At 68.4% G+C, this 23,826-nt stretch carries 37 protein-coding genes; 1 reads left to right on the top strand and 36 read right to left on the bottom strand.

Annotation, left to right across the window (positions count from 1 at the left end; all coding sequences use genetic code 11):
* Window positions 1-96 precede the first annotated feature (96 nt).
* The 5 genes from ppdK to truA all read right to left on the bottom strand — a co-directional run bounded on the left by ppdK (window position 97) and on the right by truA (window position 6,221).
* Window positions 97-2,781 carry a pyruvate, phosphate dikinase gene (gene ppdK / locus ACYVIH_RS22130; RefSeq protein ID WP_460871709.1) on the bottom strand — a complete coding sequence of 895 codons (2,685 nt, stop codon included), beginning with the start codon at window positions 2,779-2,781 and terminating at the stop codon, window positions 97-99.
* Between the two features lie 107 nt (window positions 2,782-2,888).
* The gene (gene mgrA / locus ACYVIH_RS22125) at window positions 2,889-3,920 is read right to left on the bottom strand and encodes an L-glyceraldehyde 3-phosphate reductase (RefSeq protein WP_460871708.1); all 1,032 of its coding nucleotides are present in this window, start codon (window positions 3,918-3,920) and stop codon (window positions 2,889-2,891) included.
* Window positions 3,921-3,977: 57 nt separating this feature from the next.
* On the bottom strand, window positions 3,978-4,778 hold the full coding sequence (locus tag ACYVIH_RS22120; protein ID WP_460871707.1) for a hypothetical protein: 801 nt from the start codon (window positions 4,776-4,778) through the stop codon (window positions 3,978-3,980).
* Window positions 4,775-5,377 (bottom strand): class I SAM-dependent methyltransferase, encoded by a 603-nt coding sequence (locus ACYVIH_RS22115; protein WP_460871706.1) that lies wholly within the window; start codon window positions 5,375-5,377, stop codon window positions 4,775-4,777. Before ACYVIH_RS22115 ends, ACYVIH_RS22120 begins: the two co-directional genes overlap by 4 nt.
* Entirely contained in the window at window positions 5,370-6,221 is an 852-nt protein-coding gene (gene truA / locus ACYVIH_RS22110; RefSeq protein WP_460871705.1) for a tRNA pseudouridine(38-40) synthase TruA, read from the bottom strand. The genes ACYVIH_RS22115 and truA overlap by 8 nt, the downstream gene beginning before the upstream one ends.
* Window positions 6,222-6,264: 43 nt before the next feature.
* Between truA and ACYVIH_RS22105 the strand changes: the two genes are divergently transcribed.
* Window positions 6,265-6,633 carry a GntR family transcriptional regulator gene (locus tag ACYVIH_RS22105; RefSeq protein WP_460871704.1) on the top strand — a complete coding sequence of 123 codons (369 nt, stop codon included), beginning with the start codon at window positions 6,265-6,267 and terminating at the stop codon, window positions 6,631-6,633.
* Between the two features lie 70 nt (window positions 6,634-6,703).
* On the opposite strand, the gene rplQ is transcribed toward ACYVIH_RS22105, so the two are convergent.
* From rplQ to rpsJ, 31 genes are all read right to left on the bottom strand, one after another.
* Complete coding sequence (gene rplQ, locus ACYVIH_RS22100; protein WP_460871703.1) at window positions 6,704-7,279, bottom strand: 50S ribosomal protein L17; 576 nt, start codon at window positions 7,277-7,279, stop codon at window positions 6,704-6,706.
* A gap of 95 nt (window positions 7,280-7,374) precedes the next feature.
* A complete protein-coding gene (locus tag ACYVIH_RS22095) occupies window positions 7,375-8,388 on the bottom strand; it encodes a DNA-directed RNA polymerase subunit alpha (RefSeq protein ID WP_460871702.1) in 1,014 nt (337 codons plus the stop codon).
* Between the two features lie 188 nt (window positions 8,389-8,576).
* Window positions 8,577-9,185, bottom strand: coding sequence for a 30S ribosomal protein S4 (rpsD, locus tag ACYVIH_RS22090; protein ID WP_460871701.1), 609 nt, complete (start codon window positions 9,183-9,185; stop codon window positions 8,577-8,579).
* Window positions 9,186-9,223: 38 nt separating this feature from the next.
* Window positions 9,224-9,631: a 30S ribosomal protein S11 gene (gene rpsK / locus ACYVIH_RS22085; protein ID WP_221024413.1), complete on the bottom strand. Its 408-nt coding sequence runs from the start codon at window positions 9,629-9,631 to the stop codon at window positions 9,224-9,226.
* A gap of 118 nt (window positions 9,632-9,749) precedes the next feature.
* A complete protein-coding gene (gene rpsM / locus ACYVIH_RS22080; protein WP_460871700.1) occupies window positions 9,750-10,124 on the bottom strand; it encodes a 30S ribosomal protein S13 in 375 nt (124 codons plus the stop codon).
* A gap of 180 nt (window positions 10,125-10,304) precedes the next feature.
* On the bottom strand, window positions 10,305-10,418 hold the full coding sequence (gene rpmJ, locus ACYVIH_RS22075; protein ID WP_004008316.1) for a 50S ribosomal protein L36: 114 nt from the start codon (window positions 10,416-10,418) through the stop codon (window positions 10,305-10,307).
* Between the two features lie 87 nt (window positions 10,419-10,505).
* The gene (infA, locus tag ACYVIH_RS22070) at window positions 10,506-10,727 is read right to left on the bottom strand and encodes a translation initiation factor IF-1 (protein ID WP_011757309.1); all 222 of its coding nucleotides are present in this window, start codon (window positions 10,725-10,727) and stop codon (window positions 10,506-10,508) included.
* Window positions 10,728-11,070: 343 nt separating this feature from the next.
* Window positions 11,071-11,886, bottom strand: coding sequence for a type I methionyl aminopeptidase (gene map / locus ACYVIH_RS22065; RefSeq protein ID WP_460871699.1), 816 nt, complete (start codon window positions 11,884-11,886; stop codon window positions 11,071-11,073).
* 5 nt (window positions 11,887-11,891) lie between these two features.
* Complete coding sequence (locus ACYVIH_RS22060; RefSeq protein WP_460871698.1) at window positions 11,892-12,476, bottom strand: adenylate kinase; 585 nt, start codon at window positions 12,474-12,476, stop codon at window positions 11,892-11,894.
* Window positions 12,476-13,771, bottom strand: a complete 1,296-nt coding sequence (secY, locus tag ACYVIH_RS22055) for a preprotein translocase subunit SecY (protein WP_460871758.1) — start codon at window positions 13,769-13,771, stop codon at window positions 12,476-12,478. The genes ACYVIH_RS22060 and secY overlap by 1 nt, the downstream gene beginning before the upstream one ends.
* Window positions 13,772-13,955: 184 nt before the next feature.
* Entirely contained in the window at window positions 13,956-14,396 is a 441-nt protein-coding gene (rplO, locus tag ACYVIH_RS22050) for a 50S ribosomal protein L15 (protein WP_460871697.1), read from the bottom strand.
* A gap of 1 nt (window position 14,397) precedes the next feature.
* Complete coding sequence (gene rpmD, locus ACYVIH_RS22045) at window positions 14,398-14,580, bottom strand: 50S ribosomal protein L30 (RefSeq protein ID WP_460871696.1); 183 nt, start codon at window positions 14,578-14,580, stop codon at window positions 14,398-14,400.
* Window positions 14,580-15,170 (bottom strand): 30S ribosomal protein S5, encoded by a 591-nt coding sequence (rpsE, locus tag ACYVIH_RS22040; protein WP_460871695.1) that lies wholly within the window; start codon window positions 15,168-15,170, stop codon window positions 14,580-14,582. The genes rpmD and rpsE overlap by 1 nt, the downstream gene beginning before the upstream one ends.
* A gap of 36 nt (window positions 15,171-15,206) precedes the next feature.
* Window positions 15,207-15,590 (bottom strand): 50S ribosomal protein L18, encoded by a 384-nt coding sequence (rplR, locus tag ACYVIH_RS22035; protein WP_460871694.1) that lies wholly within the window; start codon window positions 15,588-15,590, stop codon window positions 15,207-15,209.
* 2 nt (window positions 15,591-15,592) lie between these two features.
* Window positions 15,593-16,135 (bottom strand): 50S ribosomal protein L6, encoded by a 543-nt coding sequence (gene rplF, locus ACYVIH_RS22030; RefSeq protein ID WP_460871693.1) that lies wholly within the window; start codon window positions 16,133-16,135, stop codon window positions 15,593-15,595.
* A 26-nt stretch (window positions 16,136-16,161) separates the two neighbouring features.
* The gene (rpsH, locus tag ACYVIH_RS22025; RefSeq protein ID WP_460871692.1) at window positions 16,162-16,569 is read right to left on the bottom strand and encodes a 30S ribosomal protein S8; all 408 of its coding nucleotides are present in this window, start codon (window positions 16,567-16,569) and stop codon (window positions 16,162-16,164) included.
* Window positions 16,570-16,671: 102 nt separating this feature from the next.
* Complete coding sequence (locus ACYVIH_RS22020) at window positions 16,672-16,857, bottom strand: type Z 30S ribosomal protein S14 (protein ID WP_460871691.1); 186 nt, start codon at window positions 16,855-16,857, stop codon at window positions 16,672-16,674.
* Between the two features lie 4 nt (window positions 16,858-16,861).
* Window positions 16,862-17,434, bottom strand: a complete 573-nt coding sequence (rplE, locus tag ACYVIH_RS22015) for a 50S ribosomal protein L5 (RefSeq protein WP_460871690.1) — start codon at window positions 17,432-17,434, stop codon at window positions 16,862-16,864.
* Entirely contained in the window at window positions 17,434-17,829 is a 396-nt protein-coding gene (rplX, locus tag ACYVIH_RS22010; RefSeq protein WP_460871689.1) for a 50S ribosomal protein L24, read from the bottom strand. Before rplX ends, rplE begins: the two co-directional genes overlap by 1 nt.
* A gap of 1 nt (window position 17,830) precedes the next feature.
* The gene (gene rplN / locus ACYVIH_RS22005) at window positions 17,831-18,199 is read right to left on the bottom strand and encodes a 50S ribosomal protein L14 (protein ID WP_192140182.1); all 369 of its coding nucleotides are present in this window, start codon (window positions 18,197-18,199) and stop codon (window positions 17,831-17,833) included.
* A gap of 144 nt (window positions 18,200-18,343) precedes the next feature.
* A complete protein-coding gene (gene rpsQ / locus ACYVIH_RS22000; protein WP_460871688.1) occupies window positions 18,344-18,631 on the bottom strand; it encodes a 30S ribosomal protein S17 in 288 nt (95 codons plus the stop codon).
* Window positions 18,628-18,861, bottom strand: coding sequence for a 50S ribosomal protein L29 (rpmC, locus tag ACYVIH_RS21995; RefSeq protein ID WP_460871687.1), 234 nt, complete (start codon window positions 18,859-18,861; stop codon window positions 18,628-18,630). Before rpmC ends, rpsQ begins: the two co-directional genes overlap by 4 nt.
* Complete coding sequence (gene rplP, locus ACYVIH_RS21990; RefSeq protein WP_460871686.1) at window positions 18,861-19,280, bottom strand: 50S ribosomal protein L16; 420 nt, start codon at window positions 19,278-19,280, stop codon at window positions 18,861-18,863. Before rplP ends, rpmC begins: the two co-directional genes overlap by 1 nt.
* 5 nt (window positions 19,281-19,285) lie before the next feature.
* On the bottom strand, window positions 19,286-20,143 hold the full coding sequence (gene rpsC, locus ACYVIH_RS21985) for a 30S ribosomal protein S3 (RefSeq protein WP_460871685.1): 858 nt from the start codon (window positions 20,141-20,143) through the stop codon (window positions 19,286-19,288).
* Window positions 20,143-20,580: a 50S ribosomal protein L22 gene (rplV, locus tag ACYVIH_RS21980; RefSeq protein ID WP_460871684.1), complete on the bottom strand. Its 438-nt coding sequence runs from the start codon at window positions 20,578-20,580 to the stop codon at window positions 20,143-20,145. Before rplV ends, rpsC begins: the two co-directional genes overlap by 1 nt.
* A 40-nt stretch (window positions 20,581-20,620) precedes the next feature.
* Window positions 20,621-20,902 (bottom strand): 30S ribosomal protein S19, encoded by a 282-nt coding sequence (rpsS, locus tag ACYVIH_RS21975; protein ID WP_460871683.1) that lies wholly within the window; start codon window positions 20,900-20,902, stop codon window positions 20,621-20,623.
* A gap of 15 nt (window positions 20,903-20,917) precedes the next feature.
* Window positions 20,918-21,751 carry a 50S ribosomal protein L2 gene (gene rplB / locus ACYVIH_RS21970; protein WP_460871682.1) on the bottom strand — a complete coding sequence of 278 codons (834 nt, stop codon included), beginning with the start codon at window positions 21,749-21,751 and terminating at the stop codon, window positions 20,918-20,920.
* A gap of 27 nt (window positions 21,752-21,778) precedes the next feature.
* Window positions 21,779-22,084 carry a 50S ribosomal protein L23 gene (gene rplW / locus ACYVIH_RS21965; RefSeq protein ID WP_460871681.1) on the bottom strand — a complete coding sequence of 102 codons (306 nt, stop codon included), beginning with the start codon at window positions 22,082-22,084 and terminating at the stop codon, window positions 21,779-21,781.
* Complete coding sequence (rplD, locus tag ACYVIH_RS21960; RefSeq protein ID WP_460871680.1) at window positions 22,081-22,740, bottom strand: 50S ribosomal protein L4, sunset domain variant; 660 nt, start codon at window positions 22,738-22,740, stop codon at window positions 22,081-22,083. Before rplD ends, rplW begins: the two co-directional genes overlap by 4 nt.
* Window positions 22,741-22,742: 2 nt before the next feature.
* Window positions 22,743-23,408: a 50S ribosomal protein L3 gene (gene rplC / locus ACYVIH_RS21955; protein WP_460871679.1), complete on the bottom strand. Its 666-nt coding sequence runs from the start codon at window positions 23,406-23,408 to the stop codon at window positions 22,743-22,745.
* Window positions 23,409-23,419: 11 nt separating this feature from the next.
* Window positions 23,420-23,728: a 30S ribosomal protein S10 gene (gene rpsJ, locus ACYVIH_RS21950; protein ID WP_008360994.1), complete on the bottom strand. Its 309-nt coding sequence runs from the start codon at window positions 23,726-23,728 to the stop codon at window positions 23,420-23,422.
* Window positions 23,729-23,826: the final 98 nt, after the last annotated feature.

Below are 23,826 nucleotides of genomic sequence, written 5' to 3'. Positions count from 1 at the left end.
CTCGACAGGCAGGTTGCCCGGCGGAAGCACGTGCCCCGGCGCCGAAGCCGGCGCTGCCCCGGGCCCTGCCTGTCGAGATGACGCACGATCGGACTGTCAGGCGGAGTCGCTCTGCTCCGCCACGTTGGAGCGACCTGCCTCGAGGCGGGCGACCGGCACCCGGAACGGCGAGCAGGAGACGTAGTCCAGGCCCACCTCGTCGAAGAAGTGGATCGAGTCCGGGTCGCCGCCGTGCTCGCCACAGACACCGAGGTGCAGGTCGGGACGCGTGGCCCGGCCCCTCTCCACGGCCTGCCGGACCAGCCCACCGACACCCTCGCGGTCGAGGGTCTCGAAGGGCGACACCCCGAAGATGCCCTTCTCGATGTAGGTCCCGAAGAACTTCGACTCGACGTCGTCGCGGGAGAACCCCCAGGTCATCTGGGTCAGGTCGTTGGTGCCGAAGGAGAAGAACTCTGCGGCCTCGGCGATCTGGTCGGCCACCATCACCGCCCGCGGCAGCTCGATCATCGTGCCGACCTTGAAGTCCAGCTTCACGCCGGTCTCCTTCTCCACCTCCGCGGCGACCGCGACGATGTCGGCCTTGACCAGCTCCAACTCCTGCACCGCCGCCACCAGCGGGATCATGATCTCCGGCTGCGGATCTCCGCCGGCCTTCTTGCGCTCGGCAGCCGCCTCGAGGATGGCCCGCGCCTGCATCGTGAACAGGCCCGGGATGACCACGCCGAGGCGGACACCGCGCAGGCCGAGCATCGGGTTCTGCTCGTGCAGCCGCTTCACCGCGTCCAGCAGCTTGTGGTGCTTGCTGTCCTCGTTGCCGTGGTCGTCCTCGATCGCCACCTGCACCGAGAGGTCGGTGAGGTCGGGCAGGAACTCGTGCAGCGGCGGGTCGATCAGCCGGATCGTGACCGGCAGGCCGTCCATCGCGTCGAGGATCTCGATGAAGTCCTGGCGCTGGAGCGGGAGCAGCGCCGAGAGCGCCTCCTCCTGGTCCGCCTCGGTCTCGGCGATGATGAGGTGCTCGACCAGCTCGCGCCGGTCGCCGAGGAACATGTGCTCGGTGCGGCAGAGCCCGATCCCCTGCGCGCCGAACCGGCGGGCACGCGCAGCGTCGTCGGGGGTGTCTGCGTTCGCGCGGACGCCGAGCCGCCGGTTGCTGTCGGCGTGCTCCATGATCCGGGCCACGGCCTGCACCAGCTCGTCGGAGGTGGCGTCGTCGTCACCCTCGAAGTAGCGCACCACCAGGCTGTCGCTGACGGGCACCTCGCCCTTGAACACCTCGCCGGTGGTGCCGTCGATCGAGATCACGTCGCCCTCGTTGACGACCTGCCCGTCGGCGCTGGTGAACTTGCGCGCCTTGACGTCCACGTCGAGGGACTCCGCGCCGCAGACGCAGGTGCGGCCCATGCCTCGGGCGACGACCGCCGCGTGCGACGTCTTGCCGCCGCGGCTGGTCAGGATGCCGCGGGAGCACACCATGCCCTTGAGGTCGTCGGGGTTGGTCTCCCGCCGGACCAGGATCACGTCCTCCCCACGGTCGCTCCACTCGACGGCGGTGTGCGAGTCGAAGACCGCCTTGCCGACGGCGGCGCCCGGGGAGGCGTTCATGCCCTTCGCGACGAGGTCGCGCTCGGCGCTGGCGTCGAAGCGCGGGAACATCAGCTGGGCGAGCTGGGCACCGTTGACCCGTCGTACCGCCTCGTCCATGTCGATCAGGCCCTGGTCCACCAGCTGCACGGCGATCTTGAAAGCCGCCTCGGCGGTGCGCTTGCCGACGCGGGTCTGCAGCATCCACAGCTTGCCGTGCTCGACGGTGAACTCGATGTCACACAGGTCGCGGTAGTGCTCCTCGAGCTTGGCCATGATGTCCATGAGCTCGTCGTAGGACTTCTTGTCCAGCTGCTCGAGGTCGGCCAGCGGCACCGTGTTGCGGATGCCGGCGACGACGTCCTCGCCCTGGGCGTTCTGCAGGTAGTCGCCGTACACGCCCTGCGCACCGGTCGCCGGGTCGCGGGTGAAGGCCACGCCGGTGCCCGAGTCCATGCCGACGTTGCCGAAGACCATCGCCATCACGTTCACCGCGGTGCCCAGGTCCCCGGGGATCCGCTCCTGGCGGCGGTAGAGCACCGCGCGCTCGGTGTTCCAGGAGTCGAAGACCGCCCGGATCGCCATGTCCAGCTGCTCGCGCGGGTCCTGTGGGAAGTCGATGCCCCGCTGCTCCTTGATGATCTGCTTGTAGGTCGACACCAGCTCGCGGAAGTCGTCCGCGTCGAGGTCGAGGTCGCTGGTCGAGCCCTTGGCGTGCTTGCGGGCCTCGAGCTCCTCCTCGAACAGGTCACCGTCGATCCCGAGCACGGTCTTGCCGAACATCGTCAGCAGTCGACGGTAGGAGTCGTACGCGAACCGCTCGTCGCCCGACTGCGCCGCAAGGCCGTGCACGGACTCGTCGTTGAGCCCGATGTTGAGGACGGTCTCCATCATGCCGGGCATCGAGAACTTCGCGCCCGAGCGCACCGACACCAGCAGCGGGTCGTCGCTCTGGCCGAGGGTCTTGCCCATCGTCTTCTCGAGCTTCTCAAGGTGCTCGGCGACCTGGGCGGCCATCTCGGCGGGCTCGTCGCCCTCCTCGAGGTAGGCACGGCACGCCTCGGTGCTGATCGTGAAGCCTGGCGGGACCGGCAGCCCGAGGTTGGTCATCTCGGCGAGGTTCGCGCCCTTGCCGCCGAGAAGATCCTTCTGGTCCTTGCTGCCCTCTTCGAAGCCATACACGTACTGGGTCATGTGCTGATCATGCCCCAACAGGACCAGATCGATGAGGGGGCCTTTGGTCACATCCCGAGCGCCTCTCGGCCCTTTGTCCGGTTCGTCGGCGGCCCCAGTCCGCGCTTTCAGTCCGCGGTCTGCTCCGCCCACAGGTTGATGCCGGCGTCGACGGCGTACTGGTCGATCGCGGCGAGCTCCTCGTCGGTGAACGGCGGCCCGTCGAGCGCGTCGAGGTTGGTGTCGAGCTGCTCGACCGAGGAGGCGCCGAGCACGACCGACGTCATCCGCTGGTCGCGCAGCGCCCACTGGATCGCCATCTGGGCGAGCTTCTGACCGCGCGCCCGAGCGATCTCGTCCAGCGCACGGACGTGGTCCAGCACGGTCGCGTCGAGGTGCTCGCGCGGAAGGGTGTCACCGCGCGCGGCACGGGAGTCGGCCGGCACTCCGTCGAGGTAGCGGTCGGTGAGCAGGCCCTGGGCCAGCGGCGTGAACGCGATGCAGCCCATCCCCTGCTCCTCGAGCTCGTCGAGGAGGTCGGTCTCGATCCAGCGGTTGAGCATGGAGTACGACGGCTGGTGGATCAGCAGCGGCGTGCCGAGCTCGCGGGCGATCGTCGCCGCCTCGTGGGTGCGCTTGGCGGAGTACGACGAGATGCCGGCGTACAACGCCTTGCCGGAGGCGACGGCGTAGTCCAGCGCGCGCATCGTCTCCTCGATCGGGGTCTCCGGGTCGTACCGGTGGCTGTAGAAGATGTCGACGTAGTCGAGGCCGAGCCGGTCCAGGGACTGGTCCAGGCTGGCGAGCATGTACTTGCGCGAGCCGCCGCCCTGCCCGTAGGGGCCGGGCCACATGTCCCAGCCGGCCTTGGTGGAGATGACCAGCTCGTCACGGTAGGGGGCGAAGTCGTGCTGCAGGAAGTGACCGAAGTTGACCTCGGCCTGGCCGTAGGGCGGGCCGTAGTTGTTGGCCAGGTCGAAGTGGGTGACGCCCCTGTCGAAGGCCCGGCGCAGGATCGCCCGCTGCACCTCCTCGGGCTTGTCGTCGCCGAAGTTGTGCCACAGGCCCAGCGAGATCGCCGGCAGCTTGAGGCCACTGCGCCCCGTGAAGCGGTACTCCATCGAGTCGTAACGGTCGGGTGCAGCCTCGTACTCGCTCATGATTCCATCCTGCCCCTCCGCCCGGGATCTCGCACAGCGCCCCCGGCAAGGTGGAGCTCAGCCCGGGATCGCGAGCCCTTCGCGCACCACCATGTCGGTGAACTCGATCGTGTCGCGAGCTCGCGCGGCCGGGTCGGCGTCGTACATCCCGGAGGTCTCGCCGGTCACCCGGAACGCCATGGCCTCGGTGACCACGTCGCGCCAGCGCGGGCCGAAGGCCTCGAAGGCGTAGCGGCCGGCGCCGCTCTTGGAGGTCAGCTCACCGGTGGCGAGCAGGTGGTGCAACCGGCTCACCCCGAGCACGCACCACGACACGACGTCGGGCCGGCCGGCCTCGGCGGGGAACTGCGCCAGCGAGTCGGCCGTCTCGCGCCAGTAGCCGGCGAGGTTGTCGTGCGTGTAGCCGCGCAGCGCCGCGTCGTCGGTCCAGATGCCGATCTCAGCAGGCTCAGGGCCGCGCACGGTGACGCCGTGCCGGGCGAGCTCGTGCCAGGTGACCGGGTGTACGTCGATGCGTGCCTCGTCGTGGAAGATCCCGCCCTGGGTGCACGGCACGTCCGGGCACGCGGCCGGCGGTGCGGCGAGGTCGGCCCAGGTCAGGTGGAGCCCGTCGAAGGGCGGCCGCTGGAACGTCGTGCCGACCTCGTCGTGGACCTCGTGCAGCCGTTCGACGACGGCCCGCCCCGGACGCTCGGCGAGCACCGCCACGAAGTCGATGTCGCTGCGACCGTCGTACCACTCACCGAAGCCGAGCGAGCCGCGCAGGTAGAGCCCCTCGACCAGGCCGGGCAGCGCCTCGTCGGCCAGCGAGAGGAACAGGTCGCTGACCTGCCGGACCGGCTCGGGAAGCGGGGTCACGACTCGGCCCGCCGCGACTCCAGCACCCGGAACCCCTTCGCGCTGGCCAGCCGCACGGTCGGGTAGCCCTGCTCCCCCAGCCAGCGCTGCAACGAGTCGGCGCCGAGGTTCTTGCCGACCACCATCACCGCACGTCCGCCCGGCCTGAGCCGCGGCAGCCAGCTCAGCAGCAGCTCGTGCAGGGCCTGCTTGCCGACCCGGATCGGCGGGTTGGACCAGATCTCGTCGAAGACGACGTCGTCGGGCACCCGGTCCGGCGTCACCGCGGCGTAGCGGCCGGCGACACCGAGAGCCTCGGCGTTCTCGTTGGCGAGCAGCACCGCCCTCTCGTTCACGTCGACCGCCCAGACCCTCGCCTCGGGCGCGGCCGCGGCGACCGCGAGCCCGATCACGCCGTAGCCGCAGCCGAGGTCCAGTACCGTCCCGCCGGCGGGCGGGGTCGTCTCCCGGAACAGCACCGCGGTGCCGATGTCGAGCCGGCCCTGCGCGAACACCCCGGAGCCGCTGGTCAGCTGCAACCGGTTGCCCCAGACCTCTGCCTCGACCGGTACCCGGCGGAACGCGACCGTCGGGTCGGCGGAGAAGTAGTGCTCATCCATCGCGTCCACCCACCCGGTCCAGCGTGCGCACCCGTCGCGCGGCCGCCGCCCGCGCCGCCAGCTCCTCGTCGGCGGGATAGCCGACCTCCTCGAGCGTCAGCCCGTGCGGGTGTACGACGGTCACGCCGGCGTCGCGCACGCCGCGACGGAGCACCTCGTGCGCCCACTCCGGCTCGCGGCGCGCCTCGCCGACGGCGATCATCGCCCCCATCAGCGCACGGACCATGTTGTGGCAGAACGCGTCGGCCCGCACCGTCGCCACCGCCCGGCCGGCTTCGTCGCGGTGCCAGGACAGCTCGTGCAACGTGCGGATGGTCGTGGCGCCCTCACGCTTCTTGCAGAAGGCGGCGAAGTCGTGCTCCCCGCGGAACGGCTCGGCTGCGCGGTTCATGGCGTCGAGGTCGAGCTCGCGCGCCCAGGTCAGCACCGACCTGCGCATCAGCGGGTCGACCAGCGCCGGGGCGTCGGCGATCCGGTAGGCGTAGCGCCGCCAGATCGCGGAGAACCTCGCGTCGAAGCCGTCCGGCGCGGTCGAGACCCGGTGCACCCGCAGGTCGTCGGGGAGGATCCCGTTCAGCCTGCGGAGCAGGGCCTCGGCCGGTGGCCGGGGGCTGCGGCCGGCGCTGGCCCGGAATGCCTCGGCGTCGACGTCGAGGTGGGCGACCTGGCCGCGGGCGTGCACGCCGGTGTCGGTGCGGCCCGCGACGGTCAGCTGAGCCCGCGGCACCCTGAGCACCTGGGCGAGCGCGGCCTCGAGGGTGCCCTGCACGGTGCGCAGCCGCGGCTGGGTCGCCCAGCCGTGGAAGTCGGTGCCGTCGTAGGCAAGGTCGAGTCGCAGCCGCACCCAGGAAGTCTCTCAGACCGCCGTCGCCGTATCTTCGACAGTCATGGAGCACATTCACATCGACCACGACTCCGCCACCGTGCCCCCGTTCGAGCAGCTGCGCTCCCAGCTCGCGGCGGCCGTGCGCAGCGGCGAGCTGGCGCCGGGCACCCGGCTGGCCACGGTCCGTCAGGCCGCCGCGGAGCTGGGCCTGGCGGTGAACACGGTCGCCCGTGCCTACCGCGAGCTCGAGGCCGACGGCGTCGTGGTCACCCGCGGACGGCAGGGGACGTTCGTGCGCTCCTCGACGCTCGACGGTGGATCCGGCGCCGGCGACGTGGATCGGGCGGCGGCCGAGTACGTGGCCGTGGCACGCCGGTCGGGGCTCACACGCACGGAGGCGGTCCGGCTGGTGGAGGACCGCTGGGCCTGACGACGCACGAGGGCCCGTCACCGGGAACGGTGACGGGCCCTCGAGGTTCAGCAGGTGAGGCTGGCCTGGGTCAGGCCTTCTCCTCCTCGGTGGACTCCTCCGCGGGAGCCTCCTCGGTGGTCTCGGCCTCGGTGGTCTCCTCGGCCTCGGCCGGAGCCTCGGTAGCCTCCGCGGTCTCCTCGGCCGGAGCCTCGGTCGCGTCGGTGGTTTCCTCAGCGGGCGCCTCCGCGGCCGGGGCGGCAGCCGGAGCGGCCTTCTCGGTGCGGGCCGGCTTGGCCTTGGCGACGTACTCCTCGGTCACGAGCTCGATGACCGCCATGGGGGCGTTGTCGCCCTTGCGGGGGCCGAGCTTGGTGATCCGGGTGTAGCCACCGGGGCGCTCCGCGAAGCGCGGGCCGATCTCCTCGAACAGCGCGTGCACGACGCCCTTGTCACGGATGACCCGCAGCACCTGGCGGCGGTTGTGCAGGTCGCCCTTCTTGGCCTTGGTGATCAGCCGCTCGGCGTAGGGCCGCAGCATGCGCGCCTTCGCCTCGGTGGTGGTGATCCGGCCGTGCTCGAAGAGGCTCGTCGCCAGGTTCGACAGGATGAGCTTCTGGTGAGCGGGGCTGCCGCCGAGGCGCGCGCCCTTCTTCGGGGTAGGCATGTCTTCTTCTCTTCTCTCCCGGGCCGTACCAGGTACCCGGGTAGGTGGGTGTTGACTTCACGGCCCGACGGGTTCGCCCCGTCAGGCCGACGGGATCAGTACTGCTCGTCCTCGACGAAGCTGTCGTCGTCGTCCTCGTACGCCGCCAGGGCAGCCTGCGGGTCGAAGCCCGGGGCGCTGTCCTTGAGCGAGAGGCCCATCTCGACGAGCTTGGCCTTGACCTCGTCGATCGACTTCGCACCGAAGTTGCGGATGTCGAGCAGGTCCTGCTCCGAGCGGGAGATGAGCTCACCCACGGTGTGGATGCCCTCACGCTTGAGGCAGTTGTAGGAGCGGACGGTCAGCTGCAGGTCCTCGACCGGCAGGGCGAGGTCCGCGGCGAGCTGCTCGTCGACCGGCGACGGGCCGATGTCGATGCCCTCGGCCTCGACGTTGAGCTCACGAGCCAGGCCGAACAGCTCGACCAGGGTCTTGCCGGCCGAGGCGAGCGCGTCACGGGGGCGGATCGACGGCTTGGTCTCGACGTCGATCACGAGCTTGTCGAAGTCGGTGCGCTGCTCGACACGGGTGGCCTCGACCTTGTAGGTCACCTTGAGCACCGGCGAGTAGATCGAGTCGACCGGCATCCGGCCGATCTCGACGTCGCCGGCCTTGTTCTGCACCGCGGAGACGTAGCCGCGGCCCCGCTCGACGACGAGCTCCATCTCGAGCTTGCCCTTGTCGTTGAGGGTCGCGATCTTCAGGTCGGGGTTGTGCACCTCGACACCGGCCGGCGGCGCGATGTCGGCGGCGGTCACGTCGCCGGGGCCCTGCTTGCGCAGGTACATGGTGACGGGCTCGTCGTGCTCGGAGGAGACCACGAGGTCCTTGAGGTTCAGGATGATCTCGGTGACGTCCTCCTTCACCCCTTCGACCGTCGAGAACTCGTGCAGCACGCTGTCGATCTTGATGCTCGTGACCGAGGCACCGGGGATCGAGGAGAGCAGCGTGCGGCGCAGCGAGTTACCCAGGGTGTAGCCGAAGCCGGGCTCCAGCGGCTCGATGACGAACCGCGAGCGGAACTCGTCGACGACCTCTTCCGACAGGGTCGGGCGCTGAGCGATAAGCACTGGTGATTCCTTTCCGAGCCCACCCGCTATTTGACGGGCTCGAACCGAAGGGAGGTGGCCACGGGGGTGGAGCCGGAGCGGTACCGGACCCCACCACCGAGAGGGCCCACGAGGGCGGAGCCGAGCCGGTACCTGACCGACCGGACTCCACCACCGCGGGGGTCCACGGGGACGGAGCCCCCGTGTGGTTACTTCTTCGAGTAGTACTCGACGATGAGCTGCTCCTGGACGGGCAGATCGATCTGCGCCCGGACCGGGAGCTGGTGCACCAGGATCCGCATCCGGTTCGGCAGCGCCTCGAGCCACGCCGGGACGATGCGCTCGCCGTGCGTCTCGCGAGCCACGATGAACGGCGTCATCTCCTTGGACTTCTCGCGGACGTCGATCACGTCGTGCTGGCTGACCTGGTACGACGGGATGTCGACCTTCTTGCCGTTGACCAGGAAGTGGCCGTGGACCACGAGCTGGCGGGCGTGACGACGGGTGCGGGCGAAGCCGGCGCGGTAGACCACGTTGTCGAGGCGGCACTCGAGCAGCTGCAGCAGGTTGTCACCGGTCTTGCCGGGGCGGCGGTTCGCCTCGGCGTAGTAGCGGTGGAACTGCTTCTCCATCACACCGTAGGTGAAGCGAGCCTTCTGCTTCTCACGAAGCTGGAGGAGGTACTCGCTCTCCTTGATGCGGCCGCGGCCGTGCTGGCCGGGCGGGTAGGGGCGACGCTCGTAAGCCTGGTCGCCACCGACGAGGTCGACACCGAGACGGCGCGACTTCTTCGTCATGGGGCCGGTGTAGCGGGCCATTTCTTAAGTCTCCTTGATTCGCAGTCGGGCAGGTCGGGTCAGACGCGGCGGCGCTTGGGCGGGCGGCATCCGTTGTGGGGCGTCGGCGTGACGTCCGCGATGGTGCCGACCTCGAGGCCGATCGCACCGAGCGAACGAATCGCCGTCTCGCGACCCGAACCCGGGCCCTTCACGAAGACGTCGATCTTCTTCATGCCGTGCTCCATCGCCCGACGACCGGCAGCCTCGGCTGCCATCTGCGCGGCGAACGGGGTGGACTTGCGCGAGCCCTTGAAGCCGACGGTGCCGGCAGAGGCCCACGAGATCACCGCACCGGTGGGGTCGGTGATGGTGACGATGGTGTTGTTGAACGTGCTCTTGATGTGAGCCTCGCCCTGGGCGATGTTCTTCTTCTCCTTGCGGCGCACCTTCTTGGCGCCGGCAGCCTGACGGCTCTTGGGAGGCATTCAGTAACTCCTGAGGATTGTCTGGTTCAAGCTCTGGTTCGAGGAAGTCGGCGGTGGACGCCGGTCGAGAGGTGGTGCGGCTCGGTGGTCGAGCCGGTCGAGACCCCTCGACCAGGGATCACTTGGCCTTCTTCTTGCCGGCGACGGTGCGCTTGGGGCCCTTGCGGGTGCGCGCGTTGGTCTTGGTGCGCTGACCGCGGACCGGGAGGCCCTGGCGGTGACGGCGACCCTGGTAGCTGCCGATCTCGATCTTGCGACGGATGTCAGCCTGGACCTCGCGACGGAGGTCACCCTCGATCTTGAAGTTCGCTTCGATCTCGTCGCGGAGCTTGACCAGCTCCTCGTCGCCCAGCTGGTGGACCCGCATGTTGGGGTCGACCCCGGTCGAGGCCAGGAGCTGCTGGGCGCGGGTACGGCCGATGCCGTAGATGTAGGTGAGTGCGATCTCGATGCGCTTGTCGCGCGGGAGGTCCACACCAACGAGGCGTGCCATGTAAGGCGGTTTCCCTTCGGTTGTTCTCGGAGGTGTCCGACGTGTCGCGCCCCGTGCCCTCGTGGCACGGGCCCCGGCCTCCGATCCGGGGGTGGCCTCCACCGGCGTGCCGGGGAGGAGCGATCACGTTGTGCGGTGTTCAGTTGTGCTGCTCGACGGCCGAGGCCGTCGCGCCGGGGCTCAGCCCTGGCGCTGCTTGTGGCGAGGGTTCTCGCAGATCACCATGACGCGGCCGTGGCGACGGATCACCTTGCACTTGTCACAGATCGGCTTGACGCTCGGGTTGACCTTCATTCGAAGCTCTTCTCATGTGCATGACCCCGGCGCGCGTGGGACGCGGACCGGCGCCGTGGACGGCTGGCTGGACCGATTGCTCGGGTGTTACTTGTACCGGTAGACGATCCGACCGCGGGTCAGGTCGTACGGCGAGAGCTCGACGACGACTCGGTCCTCGGGAAGGATCCGGATGTAGTGCTGACGCATCTTGCCGCTGATGTGGGCGAGGACCTTGTGCCCGTTGCTCAGCTCGACCCGGAACATAGCGTTCGGGAGAGCTTCGACAACCGTGCCCTCGATCTCGATCACGCCTTCTTTCTTCGGCATGTCCTCCGCAATCTGTTGATGACTGGTCTACCGTTACTGCACTGCGCCAGCCGGGGCCTGAGGGACTCGGCGCGACGCAGGTGGCCCGGGAACCTCCGACGCGCACGTGCGGCCGGTGGACCTCGTGAGGCCCGCCGGGTGCCCCTTCCCGACCGCACACCGGTCCTCTTGCGAGGACGAGGCGTTCGCCGGGCAGCCGCAGGGCACCACGAAACAGGCCCACGTTGGACCGACGTCCAAGTCTACGGGATCACCCCACGGAACCCCTAATCGCGCAGGAACCACCCTTCGACGGGCTCAGGGACCGCCCTTCGACGGGCTCAGGGACCGCCCTTCGACGGGCTCAGGAACCGCCGAACGGGACGCCGAGCTCGGCGAGCTTGGCCGCTCCCCCGTCGATCGCGGTGAGCACCCAGGCCCCGCGCTCGGTGAGCGTGAAGGTGTGCTCGAAGTGGGCGGCGAACGAGCCGTCGTCGGTCTTGACCGTCCAGTCGTCGGGGAGCACGTAGGTCGAGGGATGGCCGAGCACGACCATCGGCTCGACCGCGAGGGCGAGCCCCTCGACCAGCTTGGGACCGCGCCCCGGCTTGCCGAAGTTCGGCACGTTCGGCGGCTGGTGCATGGCGGTGCCGATCCCGTGCCCGACGTAGTCCTCGACGATCCCGTAGTCACCCTGGCTGCGGACGTAGGACTCCACGGCGTGGGAGATGTCGGTCAGCCGGCCGCCGAGGCGCGCTGCGGCGAAGCCGCGCCACATTGCCTCCTCGGTCACCCGCATCAGCTCGCGGGCCTCCTCGGGCACCTCGCCGACGGCGACCGTGATCGCCGCGTCGCCGTGCCATCCGTCGACCACGGCCCCGCAGTCGATCGAGACCAGGTCACCCTCCTCGATCACCCGGTCGCCGGGGATCCCGTGCACGACCTCGTCGTTGACCGAGGCGCAGATGCTGCCGGTGAAACCGTGGTAGCCCTTGAACGAGGGGACGCCTCCGTGGGAGCGGATGTTGTCCTCCGCGATCCGGTCCAGCTCCAGCGTGGTGATCCCGGGCCGCACCGAGGCTCGCAGCAGCTCGAGGGTCTGACCGACCAGGAGCCCGGCGGTCCGCATCTTGCGGATCTGCTCGGGCGTCTTGATCTCGATCCCGCGGTCCTTGAACACAGCCCTCAGCTGCCGGAGCGCTGGCGGACCGCGTCGAGAGCGGTGAAGATCCGCTCGCTGACCTCGTCCACGGTGCCCATGCCGTCGACCTCGACGAGCAGGCCCCGGTCGGCGTACACCGCGATCAGCGGAGCGGTCTGCTGGTTGTAGACGTCCTGCCGGTGCCGGACGACCTCCTCGGTGTCGTCGGTCCGGCCCTCGGTCTGTGCACGGTGGAGCAGGCGCTGCACCAGCTCCTCGTCGACGACGGTGAGCACGACCACCGCGTCGAGGGAGGCACCGGAGTCGGCCAGCATCGAGTCGAGCTCCTGGACCTGGGCGACGGTGCGCGGGTAGCCGTCGAGCAGGAAGCCCCCGGTCGCGTCGTCCTGGGAGATCCGGTCGCGGACCATCGCGTTGGTGACCTCGTCGGGCACGTAGTCCCCGCGGTCCATGTAGCGCTTGGCCTCCACCCCGAGCGGGGTGCCCTCGGACACGTTGGCCCGGAAGATGTCACCGGTGGAGATGGCGGGGATGCCCAGTCGGGCGGAGATCACCTTGGCCTGGGTGCCCTTGCCGGCACCCGGAGGGCCCATCAGGATCAGTCTCATCAGCGCAGGAATCCTTCGTAGTTGCGTTGCTGCAGCTGGCTCTCGATCTGCTTCACCGTGTCGAGAGCGACACCGACCATGATCAGGATGGACGTGCCACCGAACGGGAAGTTCTGGTTGGCACCGATCAGCACGAAGGCGACCAGGGGGATCAGGGCCACGAGGCCGAGGTAGAGCGAGCCGGGGAACGTGAGGCGGGACAGGACGTAGGAGAGGTACTCCTCGGTCGGCTTGCCCGCCCGGATCCCGGGGATGAAGCCGCCGTACTTCTTCATGTTGTCGGCGACCTCCACGGGGTTGAAGGTGATCGCGACGTAGAAGTAGGTGAAGAAGATGATCATCAGGAAGTACACCGCCATGTAGAGGGGGTGGCTTCCGTCGGCGAAGTAGGTGGTGATGAACTCGTTGAACCACGAACCCTGGTTGCCGAACTGCGAGGCCATCGCCGGCAGGTACAGCAGGCTCGAGGCGAAGATCACCGGGATGACGCCGGCCTGGTTGACCTTGAGCGGGATGTAGGTCGAGGAGCCGCCGAACATCTTGCGACCGACCATCCGCCGGGCGTACTGCACCGGGATCCGGCGCTGGGCCTGCTCGATGAAGATGACCGCCGCGATGATGACCAGGCCGACGGCGACCACGATGCCGAAGGTCAGCCAGCCGTTGGCCTCGCGGACCGCCCAGAGCGAGGCGGGGAAGGTGGCGACCACCTGGGTGAAGATCAGCAGGGACATGCCGTTGCCGATGCCGTGCTCGGTGATCAGCTCACCGAGCCACATGATCACCGCGGTGCCGGCCGTCATGGTGATCACCATGATCAGCATCGTGGACAGGGCGTCCTCGTTGTGCAGCAGCGGGAGCTCACAGCCCTGGATCAGCTGCCGGTTGCGGGCCAGCGCGGTGATGCCCGTCGCCTGAAGGATCGCCAGCGCCAGGGTCAGGTAGCGGGTGTACTGGGTGATCTTGGTCTGACCGGCCTGCCCCTCCTGCTTGAGGGCCTCCAGGCGCGGGATGACCACGACAAGCAGCTGCAGGATGATGCTCGCGGTGATGTACGGCATGATCCCCAGCGCGAAGATCGTCAGCTGGAGCAACGCCCCGCCGGAGAAGAGGTTGATCAGGCCGTAGATGCCCTGGTTCTCGATCTGGCCGAAACAGGCCTGGACGTTCTCCACGTGCACGCCCGGGGCGGGCACCTGAGACCCGAGCCGGAAGATCACGATGATCAGCAGGACGAACAACAGCTTGCGTCGCAGGTCCGGCGTCCGGAACGCGTTGGCGAAAGCGCCTAGCACCTGGTCCTCTTTCTTCACGTGCGGGTATCTCGCTGTCTGCAGCGGGACCCCGGAAGCCTAACAGGCACCGAACCCACGGTTTCACCGTGATCCGCGATGCCCCTGGTGATGCAAGCAGGGGCGCAGCCGGCTCGCGCCGACCACGCCCCTGCTCTGCGTACCTGTGTCCGAGTGAGCCGGTGGCTCAGAGCTCGGTGGTGCTGCCGCCGGCGGCCGCGATCTTCTCCTTCGCGCTGTTGGAGAACGCGTGGGCGCTCACCTGCAGCGCGACCGAGACGTCGCCGGAGCCGAGCACCTTGACGGGCTGGCCCTTGCGGACCGCGCCCTTGGCGACGAGCTCGTCGACGCCCACGGTGCCGCCCTCGGGGAAGAGCTCGTTCAGACGGTCGAGGTTGACCACCTGGAACTCCACCTTGAACGGGTTCTTGAAGCCCTTCAGCTTCGGCAGCCGCATGTGCAGCGGCATCTGGCCGCCCTCGAAGCTCTCGGGGACCTGGTAGCGCGCCTTCGTACCCTTGGTACCGCGGCCCGCGGTCTTGCCCTTCGAGGCCTCACCGCGACCCACACGGGTCTTCGCGGTCTTGGCGCCAGGGGCGGGACGCAGGTGGTGCAGCTTGAGCGTCATGTCAGTCGACCTCCTCGACGGCGATCAGGTGCCTGACCGTGTGGAGCATGCCACGGATCTCAGGACGGTCCTCCTTGACGACGACGTCGCCGATGCGCTTGAGCCCAAGCGTGCGGAGGGTGTCCCGCTGGTTCTGCTTGCAGCCGATCGTCGACCGCTTCTGCTCGACCTTGAGGCGTGCCATCACTGGCTCACCTCCGCACGGGCCTTGAGCAGCGCGGCCGGGGCGACGTCCTCGACGGGGAGACCCCGGCGAGCAGCGACGGACTCCGGCTCCTCGAGACCCTTCAGGGCCTCGACCGTGGCGTGCACGATGTTGATCTGGTTCGACGACCCGAGCGACTTGCTCAGCACGTCGTGGATGCCGGCGCACTCGAGCACAGCGCGCACCGGGCCACCGGCGATCACACCGGTACCGGGAGCGGCCGGACGCAGGAGCACGACGCCCGCGGCCTTCTCGCCCTGCACCGGGTGCGGGATCGTGCCCTGGATGCGGGGGACGCGGAAGAAGTTCTTCTTCGCCTCCTCGACACCCTTGGCGATCGCCGCCGGAACCTCCTTGGCCTTGCCGTACCCGACACCGACCATGCCGTCGCCGTCACCGACGATCACGAGGGCGGTGAAGCTGAAGCGACGACCACCCTTCACGACCTTGGCGACACGGTTGATCGCGACGACACGCTCGATGTAGGCGGTCTTGTCCGCAGCCTGGCCACGACGGTCGTCGCGGCCGCGACGGTCGCCGCCGCCGCTACGGCGCTGGGATCCGCTCATTCGAACTACCTCTTCCTTCTTTCAGTCGATTCGCGATCAGAACGCGAGGCCGCCCTCACGGGCGCCGTCGGCGAGGGCGGCTACGCGCCCGTGGTACTTGTTGCCCGCACGGTCGAAGACCACGCCCTCGACGCCGGCGGCCTTGGCGCGCTCTGCGACGAGCTCACCGACCCGCTTGGCCTTGGCGGTCTTGTCGCCCTCGAACGAGCGCAGGTCCGCCTCCATGGTGCTGGCGGAGGCAAGCGTCTTGCCGACTAGGTCGTCGACGACCTGCACCGTGATGTGCTTGCTGGACCGGGTGACGACCATGCGCGGACGCTCGGCGGTGCCGGCGATCTTCTTGCGGCCGCGAACCTGGCGGCGCAGACGCGACGCCACACGCGCGGAGGTGTGCTTGGAAGCCCTGAGTGCGATAGCCATCGTCACTTACCAGCCTTTCCGACCTTGCGACGGATCTGCTCGCCCGCGTAGCGAACGCCCTTGCCCTTGTAGGGCTCCGGCTTGCGCAGCTTGCGGATGTTGGCAGCGACCTCGCCGACGAGCTGCTTGTCGATGCCCTGGACACCGAGCTTGGTCGGGCCCTCGACGGTGAACGTGATCCCCTCGGGCGCGTTGAAGGTGATCGGGTGGGAGTAGCCGAGCTGGAACTCGAGCTGCGTCGGCCCCTTCGACAGGACGCGGTAACCCACGCCGACGATCTCGAGCTTCTTCTCGTAGCCCTCGGTCACACCGGTCACCATGTTGGCGATCAGCGTGCGGGTCAGGCCGTGGAGCGACTTGCTGACACGCTCGTCGTTGGGCCGGGCCACCTCGATGGCACCGTCCTCACCGCGAGCGACGGTGATCGGGGATGCGACGGTGTGCGACAGGGTGCCCTTGGGCCCCTTCACAGTCACAGTGCTCTCCTCGACGGCCACGTCGACACCCGACGGGACCGTGATGGGGAGCTTGCCAATGCGCGACATGCTTCTTCCTCCTTCTGGTCTCGTCGTTACCAGACGTAGGCGAGGACTTCCCCACCCACGCCCTTCTGGTTGGCCTGACGGTCGGTCAGCAGGCCCTGGCTGGTCGAGATGATCGCGACGCCGAGGCCGCCGAGCACCTTCGGGAGGCCGGTGGCCTTGGCGTACACACGCAAGCCCGGCTTGCTGATGCGGCGCAGCCCAGCGATCGAACGCTCGCGGTTCTGGCCGTACTTGAGGATCACGGTGAGCGTCTTGCCCACCTGGTCCTCCGGGGTGTCCTCCACCTTCCAGGAGGTGATGTAGCCCTCCTGCTGGAGGATCTCGGCGACACCGGCCTTCAGCTTGCTGTAAGGCATCGACACCGAGTCGTGGTACGCCTGGTTGGCGTTGCGCAGACGCGTGAGCATGTCTGCGATCGGGTCAGTCATCGTCATGGCCTTCTAGGGCCCTTTCCCACCGTGGTTTCGCCCCGATCCTGCCGGGCGACCTTCAGCGATCTAGTTGCTTGTTGAGTCAAGAGGAATGTGGTGCGTGCTCTACCAGGAGCTCTTGGTGACACCGGGCAGCTCGCCGCGGTGAGCCATCTCGCGCAGGCAGACGCGGCAGAGACCGAACTTGCGGTACACCGCCTTCGGCCGGCCGCATCGCTGGCAGCGGGTGTAGCCGCGAACCTTGAACTTCGGCTTGCGCGACGCCTTGACGATCAGTGCTGTCTTCGCCATGGTCTCACTGCTCCTTGAAGGGGAACCCGAGCTGCTTGAGCAGCGCGCGACCCTCGTCGTCGTTCGTTGCGGTGGTCACGACCGTGATGTCCATGCCTCGCGAGCGGTCGACCTTGTCCTGGTCGATCTCGTGGAACATGACCTGCTCGGTCAGACCGAAGGTGTAGTTGCCGCGGCCGTCGAACTGTGTGCTTGAGAGGCCGCGGAAGTCGCGGATACGCGGAAGGGCGAGCGACAGCAGTCGGTCGAGGAACTCCCACATCCGGTCGCCGCGCAGCGTGACGTGCGCGCCGATCGGCATCCCCTCACGCAGCTTGAACTGCGCGATGGACTTGCGGGCCTTGGTGACCTGCGGCTTCTGGCCGGTGATCGCGGTCAGGTCGCGCACCGCGCCCTCGATGAGCTTCGAGTCGCGCGCCGCCTCGCCGACACCCATGTTGACCACGATCTTGGTCAGGCCGGGCACCTGCATCACGTTGGCGTAGCCGAACTCCTGGTGCAGCGCGGGGAGGATCTCCTCGCGGTAGCGCTGCTTGAGGCGCGGCATGCTGCGGGTCTCAACTGTCTCGGTGGTCATCAGATCTCCTCACCGTTCTTGCGCGCGACACGCACACTGCGCTCAGCGGTGTAGGTCGAGCCGTCGGGGCGGCGCTTGGTGACCTCGTCGCGACGGAAGCCGACGCGCGTGGTGACCTTGCCCTTCTCGCCCTTGGGGGCGTCCACGAGGAGCATCACGTTGGACACGTGGATGGCTGCCTCCTGGGTGACGATGCCGCCGGTGTTGCCGGCGCGACCGCCCTGGTTGACCACCTTGGTGTGCCGCTTGATGCGGTTCACACCCTCGACGATCACACGCTCACGGTCGGCCTGGACGGCGATGACCTTGCCCTCGGCGCCCTTGTCCTTGCCGGCGATGACGCGGACGACGTCGCCCTTCTTGATGCTCAGGGTCTTCTTCTTGTTCTGTGCCATCTCAGAGCACCTCCGGAGCCAGCGAGATGATCTTCATGAACTTCTTCTCCCGCAGCTCGCGACCCACGGGGCCGAAGATGCGGGTTCCGCGGGGCTCCCCGTCGTTCTTGAGAATCACGGCTGCGTTCTCGTCGAACCGGATGTAGGAACCGTCGGGACGGCGGCGCTCCTTGACGGTGCGGACGACGACGGCCTTGACGACGTCGCCCTTCTTCACGTTGCCACCGGGGATCGCATCCTTGACGGTGGCGACGACGACGTCGCCGATGCCGGCGTAGCGCCGACCCGAGCCACCGAGAACACGGATGCAGAGGATCTCCTTCGCACCGGTGTTGTCGGCGACCTTGAGTCGCGACTCCTGCTGGATCATCACTTTCTCCTTGTCGCCCCGGTTCTCACCTGGTGGTGAGCCTGGGGGAACCTACTGGCGGCTTCGCCGCCCCTGACTGCGCGGACCGGCTGGCGCCGGGCTGACTGTTTGTTGCGAAGTAGGCAGGCTCGCTTCGCTCGCGCCTTACTTCGCCTTCTCGAGGACCTCGACGACGCGCCAGCGCTTGGTGGCCGACAGCGGACGGGTCTCCATGATCAGGACCCGGTCGCCGACGCCGCACTGGTTCTGCTCGTCGTGCGCCTTGAGCTTGCTCGTACGACGCATGACCTTGCCGTAGAGAGCGTGCTTGACACGGTCCTCGACGGAGACGACGACGGTCTTCTCCATCTTGTCGCTGACCACGAGGCCCTCACGGACCTTGCGGGCAGAACGCTGCTCGGTTCCAGTCACTTCGTTCGCCTTCTCGCTCATGCGGCACCGTCCTCGTTGCCCGGGGTCTCGCGGATCCCGAGCTCGCGCTCACGCACCACGGTGTAGATGCGGGCGATGTCACGCTTGACCGTGCGGAGACGGCCGTGGCTCTCGAGCTGGCCGGTGGCGGCCTGGAAGCGCAGGTTGAACAGCTCTTCCTTGGCCTCCCGCAGCTTCTGCTCGAGGTCGCCGTTGGTCAACGAGTCAAGCTCGTGTGCAGTGGTAGCCATCAGAATTCACCACTTTCACGGGTGACGAACTTGCACTTCATCGGGAGCTTGTGGATCGCGCGGCGCATCGCCTCGCGGGCCACGTCCTCCGGGACGCCGGAGAGCTCGAACATCACGCGGCCGGGCTTGACGTTGGCCACCCACCACTCGGGGGAACCCTTACCGGAACCCATCCGGGTCTCGGCGGGCTTCTTCGTCAGCGGACGGTCCGGGTAGATGTTGATCCAGACCTTTCCGCCACGCTTGATGTGACGGGTCATCGCGATACGAGCGGACTCGATCTGACGGTTGGTCACGTAGGCGGGCTCGAGGGCCTGGATGCCGTAGTCACCGAACGTCACCTGGGTGCCGCCCTTGGCCGCACCGGTCCGCTTCGGGTGGTGCTGCTTGCGGTGCTTGACCCTGCGGGGCATCAACATGTCGGTCAGCTCTCCTGTCCGGACTGGGGCTGCTGCTCGGCAGCGGCGGTCGCGGGAGCGCCACCCTGCGCCTCGACGGCAGGGGCTTCCTGCTGGCCGGAGGGCTGGGCGCCACGGTCGGCGCGCGACGGACGGTCGCCACGGCTGCCACGGCTCGGGCGGTCACCACCGCGCGAGGGACGGCCACGGCCGGGAGCGGCGGCGCGGGCAGCAGCCTGAGCCTCACGCTCGGCGCGGGTGCCGGCGACCTCGCCCTTGTAGATCCAGACCTTCACGCCGATCCGACCGAAGGTGGTGCGTGCCTCGTAGAAGCCGTAGTCGATGTCCGCGCGGAGGGTGTGCAGGGGCACGCGGCCCTCGCGGTAGAACTCCGAGCGCGACATCTCGGCGCCACCGAGGCGACCCGAGCACTGGATCCGGACACCCTTCGCGCCGCTGCGCATCGACGTCTGGATCGCCTTGCGCATCGCGCGACGGAACGCCACACGACCCGACAGCTGCTCGGCCACGCCCTGCGCGACGAGCTGCGCGTCGATCTCGGGGTTCTTCACCTCGAGGATGTTCAGCTGGACCTGCTTGCCGGTGAGCTTCTCGAGCTCCCCGCGGATCCGGTCAGCCTCGGCGCCACGGCGACCGATCACGATGCCCGGACGCGCGGTGTGGATGTCCACACGGACGCGGTCGCGGGTGCGCTCGATCTCGACGCGGCTGATGCCGGCGCGCTCCATGCCCTTGGAGAGCAGACGCCGGATCGCGACGTCCTCGCCCACGTAGGACTTGTAGAGCTTGTCGGCGTACCAGCGGCTCCGGTGGTCGGTGGAGATACCGAGGCGGAAACCGTTCGGGTTGATCTTCTGACCCATTACCTGTTGCCCGCCTTCCGTGCCTTGTTCGTGGACGCACCGTCGGCGACCGGCTGCACGACCAGCGTGATGTGGCTCGTGCGCTTGTTGATCCGCGACGCGCGACCCTGCGCGCGGGGGCGCCAGCGCTTCATCGTCGGACCCTCGTCGACCATCGCCTTGGTGACGACCAGCGTGTTGCGGTCCAGGTTCTCGGTGCCCTCCGCGTTGGCGACTGCACTCTCAAGGACCTTGTAGACCGTCTCGCTGGCCGCCTGCGGCGCGAACTGCAGCAGCGCCAGCGCCTCGTCCACACCCATGCCGCGGACCATGTCGACGACACGGCGGGCCTTCATCGGGGTGATCCGGACGAAGCGTGCGCTGGCGAAAGCACCGGGCTCGTCGCCCAGCAGGCTCTCGCGTCGGGCGCTCACGCGCCTCCGCTCCATAACGCTCATATTCTTTCGACTCTCTCGACTCTGTTCGCCGGCCCCCGCGTCAGCGGCGGCGGCTCTTCCGGTCGTCCTTGACGTGCCCGCGGTAGGTGCGGGTCGGGGCGAACTCACCGAGCTTGTGGCCGACCATCGCGTCGGTCACGAACACGGGAACGTGCTTCCGGCCGTCGTGCACGGCGATCGTGTGGCCGATCATGGCCGGCACGATCATCGAACGACGCGACCAGGTCTTGATCACGTTGTGGGTGCCCTTCTCGTTCTGTCCGTCCACCTTCTTCATGAGGTGGTCGTCGACGAAGGGACCCTTCTTCAGGCTGCGTGGCATTGGTCAGGTCCTTTCTCAGCGACGCTTGCCGGACTTGCGGCGACGGACGATGAGGGCATCGCTGGCCTTGCGCTTGCGCGTGCGGCCCTCGGGCTTGCCCCACGGGGAGACCGGGTGACGACCACCGGAGGTCTTGCCCTCACCACCACCGTGCGGGTGGTCGACCGGGTTCATGACCACACCGCGGACGGTCGGGCGCTTGCCCTTCCACCGCATGCGGCCGGCCTTGCCCCAGTTGATGTTGGACTGCTCGGCGTTGCCGACCTCGCCGACCGTCGCGCGGCAGCGCACGTCGACGTACCGCATCTCGCCGGAGGGCAGACGCAGCTGTGCGCGGCTGCCTTCCTTAGCGACGAGCTGGGCGCTGTTGCCCGCGGAGCGGGCCATCTTGGCGCCGCCGCCGGGGCGAAGCTCGATGCAGTGGATCGTCGTGCCGACCGGGATGTTGCGCAGCGGGAGGTTGTTGCCGGGCTTGATGTCAGCCTTCGGCCCGGCCTCCACGACCGTGCCCTGCCCCAGGCCCTGCGGCGCGATGATGTAGCGCTTCTCGCCGTCGGCGTAGTGCAGCAGCGCGATGCGCGCGGTGCGGTTCGGGTCGTACTCGATGTGGGCCACCTTGGCCGGCACGCCGTCCTTGTCGTAGCGACGGAAGTCGACGACGCGGTAGGCGCGCTTGTGACCGCCGCCCTGGTGACGGGTGGTGATCCGGCCCTGGTTGTTGCGGCCGCCCTTCTTCGGGAGCGGGCGCACCAGCGACTTCTCCGGCGTCGACCGCGTCACCTCGACGAAGTCGGCGACCGACGAGCCGCGACGGCCCGGGGTGGTCGGCTTGTACTTACGGATTGCCATGAGTTCTCAGTCCTCTACCTGGCCCGGTCAGCTGACCGGACCTCCGAAGATGTCGATGCGCTGGCCCTCGGCCAGGCTGACGATCGCGCGCTTGGTGTTGGCTCGCTTGCCCATCCCGAAGCGCGTGCGACGCGTCTTGCCCTGACGGTTGAGGGTGTTGACGGAGGTGACCTTGACGTTGAAGACCTTCTCGACCGCGATCTTGATCTCGGTCTTGTTGGCGTCCGGGTGCACCAGGAAGGTGTACTTGTTGGCGTCGAGCAGGCCGTAGCTCTTCTCGCTGACGACCGGCGCGATCAGGACGTCGCGGTGGTCCTTGTGGAAGGTGCTCACTTGCCCTCCTCCTCATCGGCCTCGGTGGACGTGGCGACGGCCTTGACCGACTTGCCGGCCTGCGGGCCGGCCACGAAGGCGTCGAACGCGGCCTTGGTGAACACCACGTCGTCCGAGAGCAGGACGTCGTAGGTGTTGAGCTGGTCGACGGCGATCAGGTGCACCTCGGGAACGTTGCGCAGCGACAGCCAGGAGACGGTGTCGGAGCGCTCGAGGACGACCAGGGTGCGGGGACGGTCGGTGAGACCGGCGATCGCAGCCAGGGCGGCCTTGGTCGAGGGAGCGTCGCCGGTGACGAGCGCCTCGACGACGTGGATGCGGTCGGCACGCGCCCGGTCGGAGAGGGCGCCACGGAGAGCGGCGGCCTTCATCTTCTTCGGGGTCCGCTGGTCGTAGCTGCGCGGCTGCGGGCCGTGCACGGTGCCACCACCGGCGAACTGCGGCGCGCGGGTCGAGCCCTGGCGGGCGCGGCCGGTGCCCTTCTGCTTGTAGGGCTTGCGGCCACCACCGCGGACCTCGGAGCGTGTCTTCGTGGAGGCGGTGCCCTGACGCGCGGCAGCCTGCTGCGCGACGACGACCTGGTGGATCAACGGGACGTTGACCTGGACGTCGAAGATCTCGGCCGGCAGATCGACCTTGACGGTCTTCGCGGTCATGCTCAGGCCTCCTTCACGGTCGACTTGGCGGCGGACCGGATGACCACGAGGCCACCCTTGGGACCGGGCACGGCGCCCTTGAGCAGGACCAGGCCCTTCTCGGCGTCCACGGCGTGGATGGTGACGTTCTGGGTGGTGACGGTCTCGCCACCCATCCGGCCGGCCATCCGCATGCCCTTGAAGACGCGGCCGGGCGTGGCGCAGCCGCCGATCGAACCCGGCGAGCGGTGCTTGCGGTGCACACCGTGCGAGGCGCGCAGACCGTGGAAGCCGTGACGCTTCATGACACCGGCGTTGCCCTTGCCCTTGCTGGTGCCGGTCACGTCGACCTCCTCGCCGGCCGAGAACAGCTCGGGGCTGATCTCCTGGCCGACGGAGTACGACGCGGCGTCCGCGGTGCGGATCTCCACCAGGTGGCGGCGCGGGGTGACGCCGGCCTTCTCGAAGTGACCCGCGCGCGGCTTGTTCACCTTGCGGCCGTCGATCTCGCCGAAGCCGAGCTGGACGGCGTTGTAGCCGTCGGTCTCGGGCAGGCGGACCTGCGTGACCACGTTGGTGCCAGCCGCGACCACGGTCACAGGCACGATGCGGTTGTTCTCGTCCCAGGTCTGGGTCATGCCGAGCTTGGTGCCCAGCAGCCCGCGGACGTTGCGTTCAAAAGTGCTCATGGGATTGGCCTTCAGAGCTTGATCTCGATGTCGACACCGGCAGGGAGGTCGAGCCGCATGAGCGAGTCAACCGTCTTCGGCGTGGGGTCGATGATGTCGATAAGACGCTTGTGGGTGCGCATCTCGAAGTGCTCGCGGCTGTCCTTGTACTTGTGGGGCGAGCGGATGACGCAGTAGACGTTCTTCTCGGTCGGGAGGGGCACAGGGCCGGCGACCTTCGCGCCCGTACGGGTGACCGTGTCAACGATCTTGCGCGCCGAGGTGTCGATCACCTCGTGGTCATAGGCCTTGAGCCTGATGCGGATCTTCTGTCCCGCCATAGCTCTCAGTTCGTCTTTCTACTCGTGTACCGCTGAGTATCTCGTCGCACTCCGGGAGGAGTGCTCCGCCCTTGCTCCCACCGACCCCCGAGGTCGGG

Source organism: Nocardioides pakistanensis (genome assembly GCF_054781215.1).
Note: the sequence above shows the minus strand (reverse complement) of the source record. Positions and strands in the feature narration are given on the sequence as shown.

Coding starts and splice junctions, on each gene's coding strand:
- ppdK (WP_460871709.1), bottom strand. CDS start 2,781: ATGACCCAGTACGTGTATGGCTTCGAAGAGGGCAGCAAGGACCAGAAG.
- mgrA (WP_460871708.1), bottom strand. CDS start 3,920: ATGAGCGAGTACGAGGCTGCACCCGACCGTTACGACTCGATGGAGTAC.
- ACYVIH_RS22115 (WP_460871706.1), bottom strand. CDS start 5,377: ATGGATGAGCACTACTTCTCCGCCGACCCGACGGTCGCGTTCCGCCGG.
- ACYVIH_RS22105 (WP_460871704.1), top strand. CDS start 6,265: ATGGAGCACATTCACATCGACCACGACTCCGCCACCGTGCCCCCGTTC.
- rplQ (WP_460871703.1), bottom strand. CDS start 7,279: ATGCCTACCCCGAAGAAGGGCGCGCGCCTCGGCGGCAGCCCCGCTCAC.
- rpsD (WP_460871701.1), bottom strand. CDS start 9,185: ATGGCCCGCTACACCGGCCCCATGACGAAGAAGTCGCGCCGTCTCGGT.
- rpsK (WP_221024413.1), bottom strand. CDS start 9,631: ATGCCTCCCAAGAGCCGTCAGGCTGCCGGCGCCAAGAAGGTGCGCCGC.
- rpsM (WP_460871700.1), bottom strand. CDS start 10,124: ATGGCACGCCTCGTTGGTGTGGACCTCCCGCGCGACAAGCGCATCGAG.
- rpmJ (WP_004008316.1), bottom strand. CDS start 10,418: ATGAAGGTCAACCCGAGCGTCAAGCCGATCTGTGACAAGTGCAAGGTG.
- infA (WP_011757309.1), bottom strand. CDS start 10,727: ATGCCGAAGAAAGAAGGCGTGATCGAGATCGAGGGCACGGTTGTCGAA.
- ACYVIH_RS22060 (WP_460871698.1), bottom strand. CDS start 12,476: ATGAGACTGATCCTGATGGGCCCTCCGGGTGCCGGCAAGGGCACCCAG.
- rplO (WP_460871697.1), bottom strand. CDS start 14,396: ATGACGCTCAAGCTGCACCACCTGCGTCCCGCCCCTGGCGCCAAGACC.
- rpmD (WP_460871696.1), bottom strand. CDS start 14,580: ATGGCACGCCTCAAGGTCGAGCAGAAGCGGTCGACGATCGGCTGCAAG.
- rpsE (WP_460871695.1), bottom strand. CDS start 15,170: ATGAGCGGATCCCAGCGCCGTAGCGGCGGCGGCGACCGTCGCGGCCGC.
- rplR (WP_460871694.1), bottom strand. CDS start 15,590: ATGGCTATCGCACTCAGGGCTTCCAAGCACACCTCCGCGCGTGTGGCG.
- rplF (WP_460871693.1), bottom strand. CDS start 16,135: ATGTCGCGCATTGGCAAGCTCCCCATCACGGTCCCGTCGGGTGTCGAC.
- rpsH (WP_460871692.1), bottom strand. CDS start 16,569: ATGACGATGACTGACCCGATCGCAGACATGCTCACGCGTCTGCGCAAC.
- ACYVIH_RS22020 (WP_460871691.1), bottom strand. CDS start 16,857: ATGGCGAAGACAGCACTGATCGTCAAGGCGTCGCGCAAGCCGAAGTTC.
- rplE (WP_460871690.1), bottom strand. CDS start 17,434: ATGACCACCGAGACAGTTGAGACCCGCAGCATGCCGCGCCTCAAGCAG.
- rplX (WP_460871689.1), bottom strand. CDS start 17,829: ATGGCACAGAACAAGAAGAAGACCCTGAGCATCAAGAAGGGCGACGTC.
- rplN (WP_192140182.1), bottom strand. CDS start 18,199: ATGATCCAGCAGGAGTCGCGACTCAAGGTCGCCGACAACACCGGTGCG.
- rpsQ (WP_460871688.1), bottom strand. CDS start 18,631: ATGAGCGAGAAGGCGAACGAAGTGACTGGAACCGAGCAGCGTTCTGCC.
- rpmC (WP_460871687.1), bottom strand. CDS start 18,861: ATGGCTACCACTGCACACGAGCTTGACTCGTTGACCAACGGCGACCTC.
- rplP (WP_460871686.1), bottom strand. CDS start 19,280: ATGTTGATGCCCCGCAGGGTCAAGCACCGCAAGCAGCACCACCCGAAG.
- rpsC (WP_460871685.1), bottom strand. CDS start 20,143: ATGGGTCAGAAGATCAACCCGAACGGTTTCCGCCTCGGTATCTCCACC.
- rplV (WP_460871684.1), bottom strand. CDS start 20,580: ATGAGCGTTATGGAGCGGAGGCGCGTGAGCGCCCGACGCGAGAGCCTG.
- rpsS (WP_460871683.1), bottom strand. CDS start 20,902: ATGCCACGCAGCCTGAAGAAGGGTCCCTTCGTCGACGACCACCTCATG.
- rplB (WP_460871682.1), bottom strand. CDS start 21,751: ATGGCAATCCGTAAGTACAAGCCGACCACCCCGGGCCGTCGCGGCTCG.
- rplD (WP_460871680.1), bottom strand. CDS start 22,740: ATGACCGCGAAGACCGTCAAGGTCGATCTGCCGGCCGAGATCTTCGAC.
- rplC (WP_460871679.1), bottom strand. CDS start 23,408: ATGAGCACTTTTGAACGCAACGTCCGCGGGCTGCTGGGCACCAAGCTC.
- rpsJ (WP_008360994.1), bottom strand. CDS start 23,728: ATGGCGGGACAGAAGATCCGCATCAGGCTCAAGGCCTATGACCACGAG.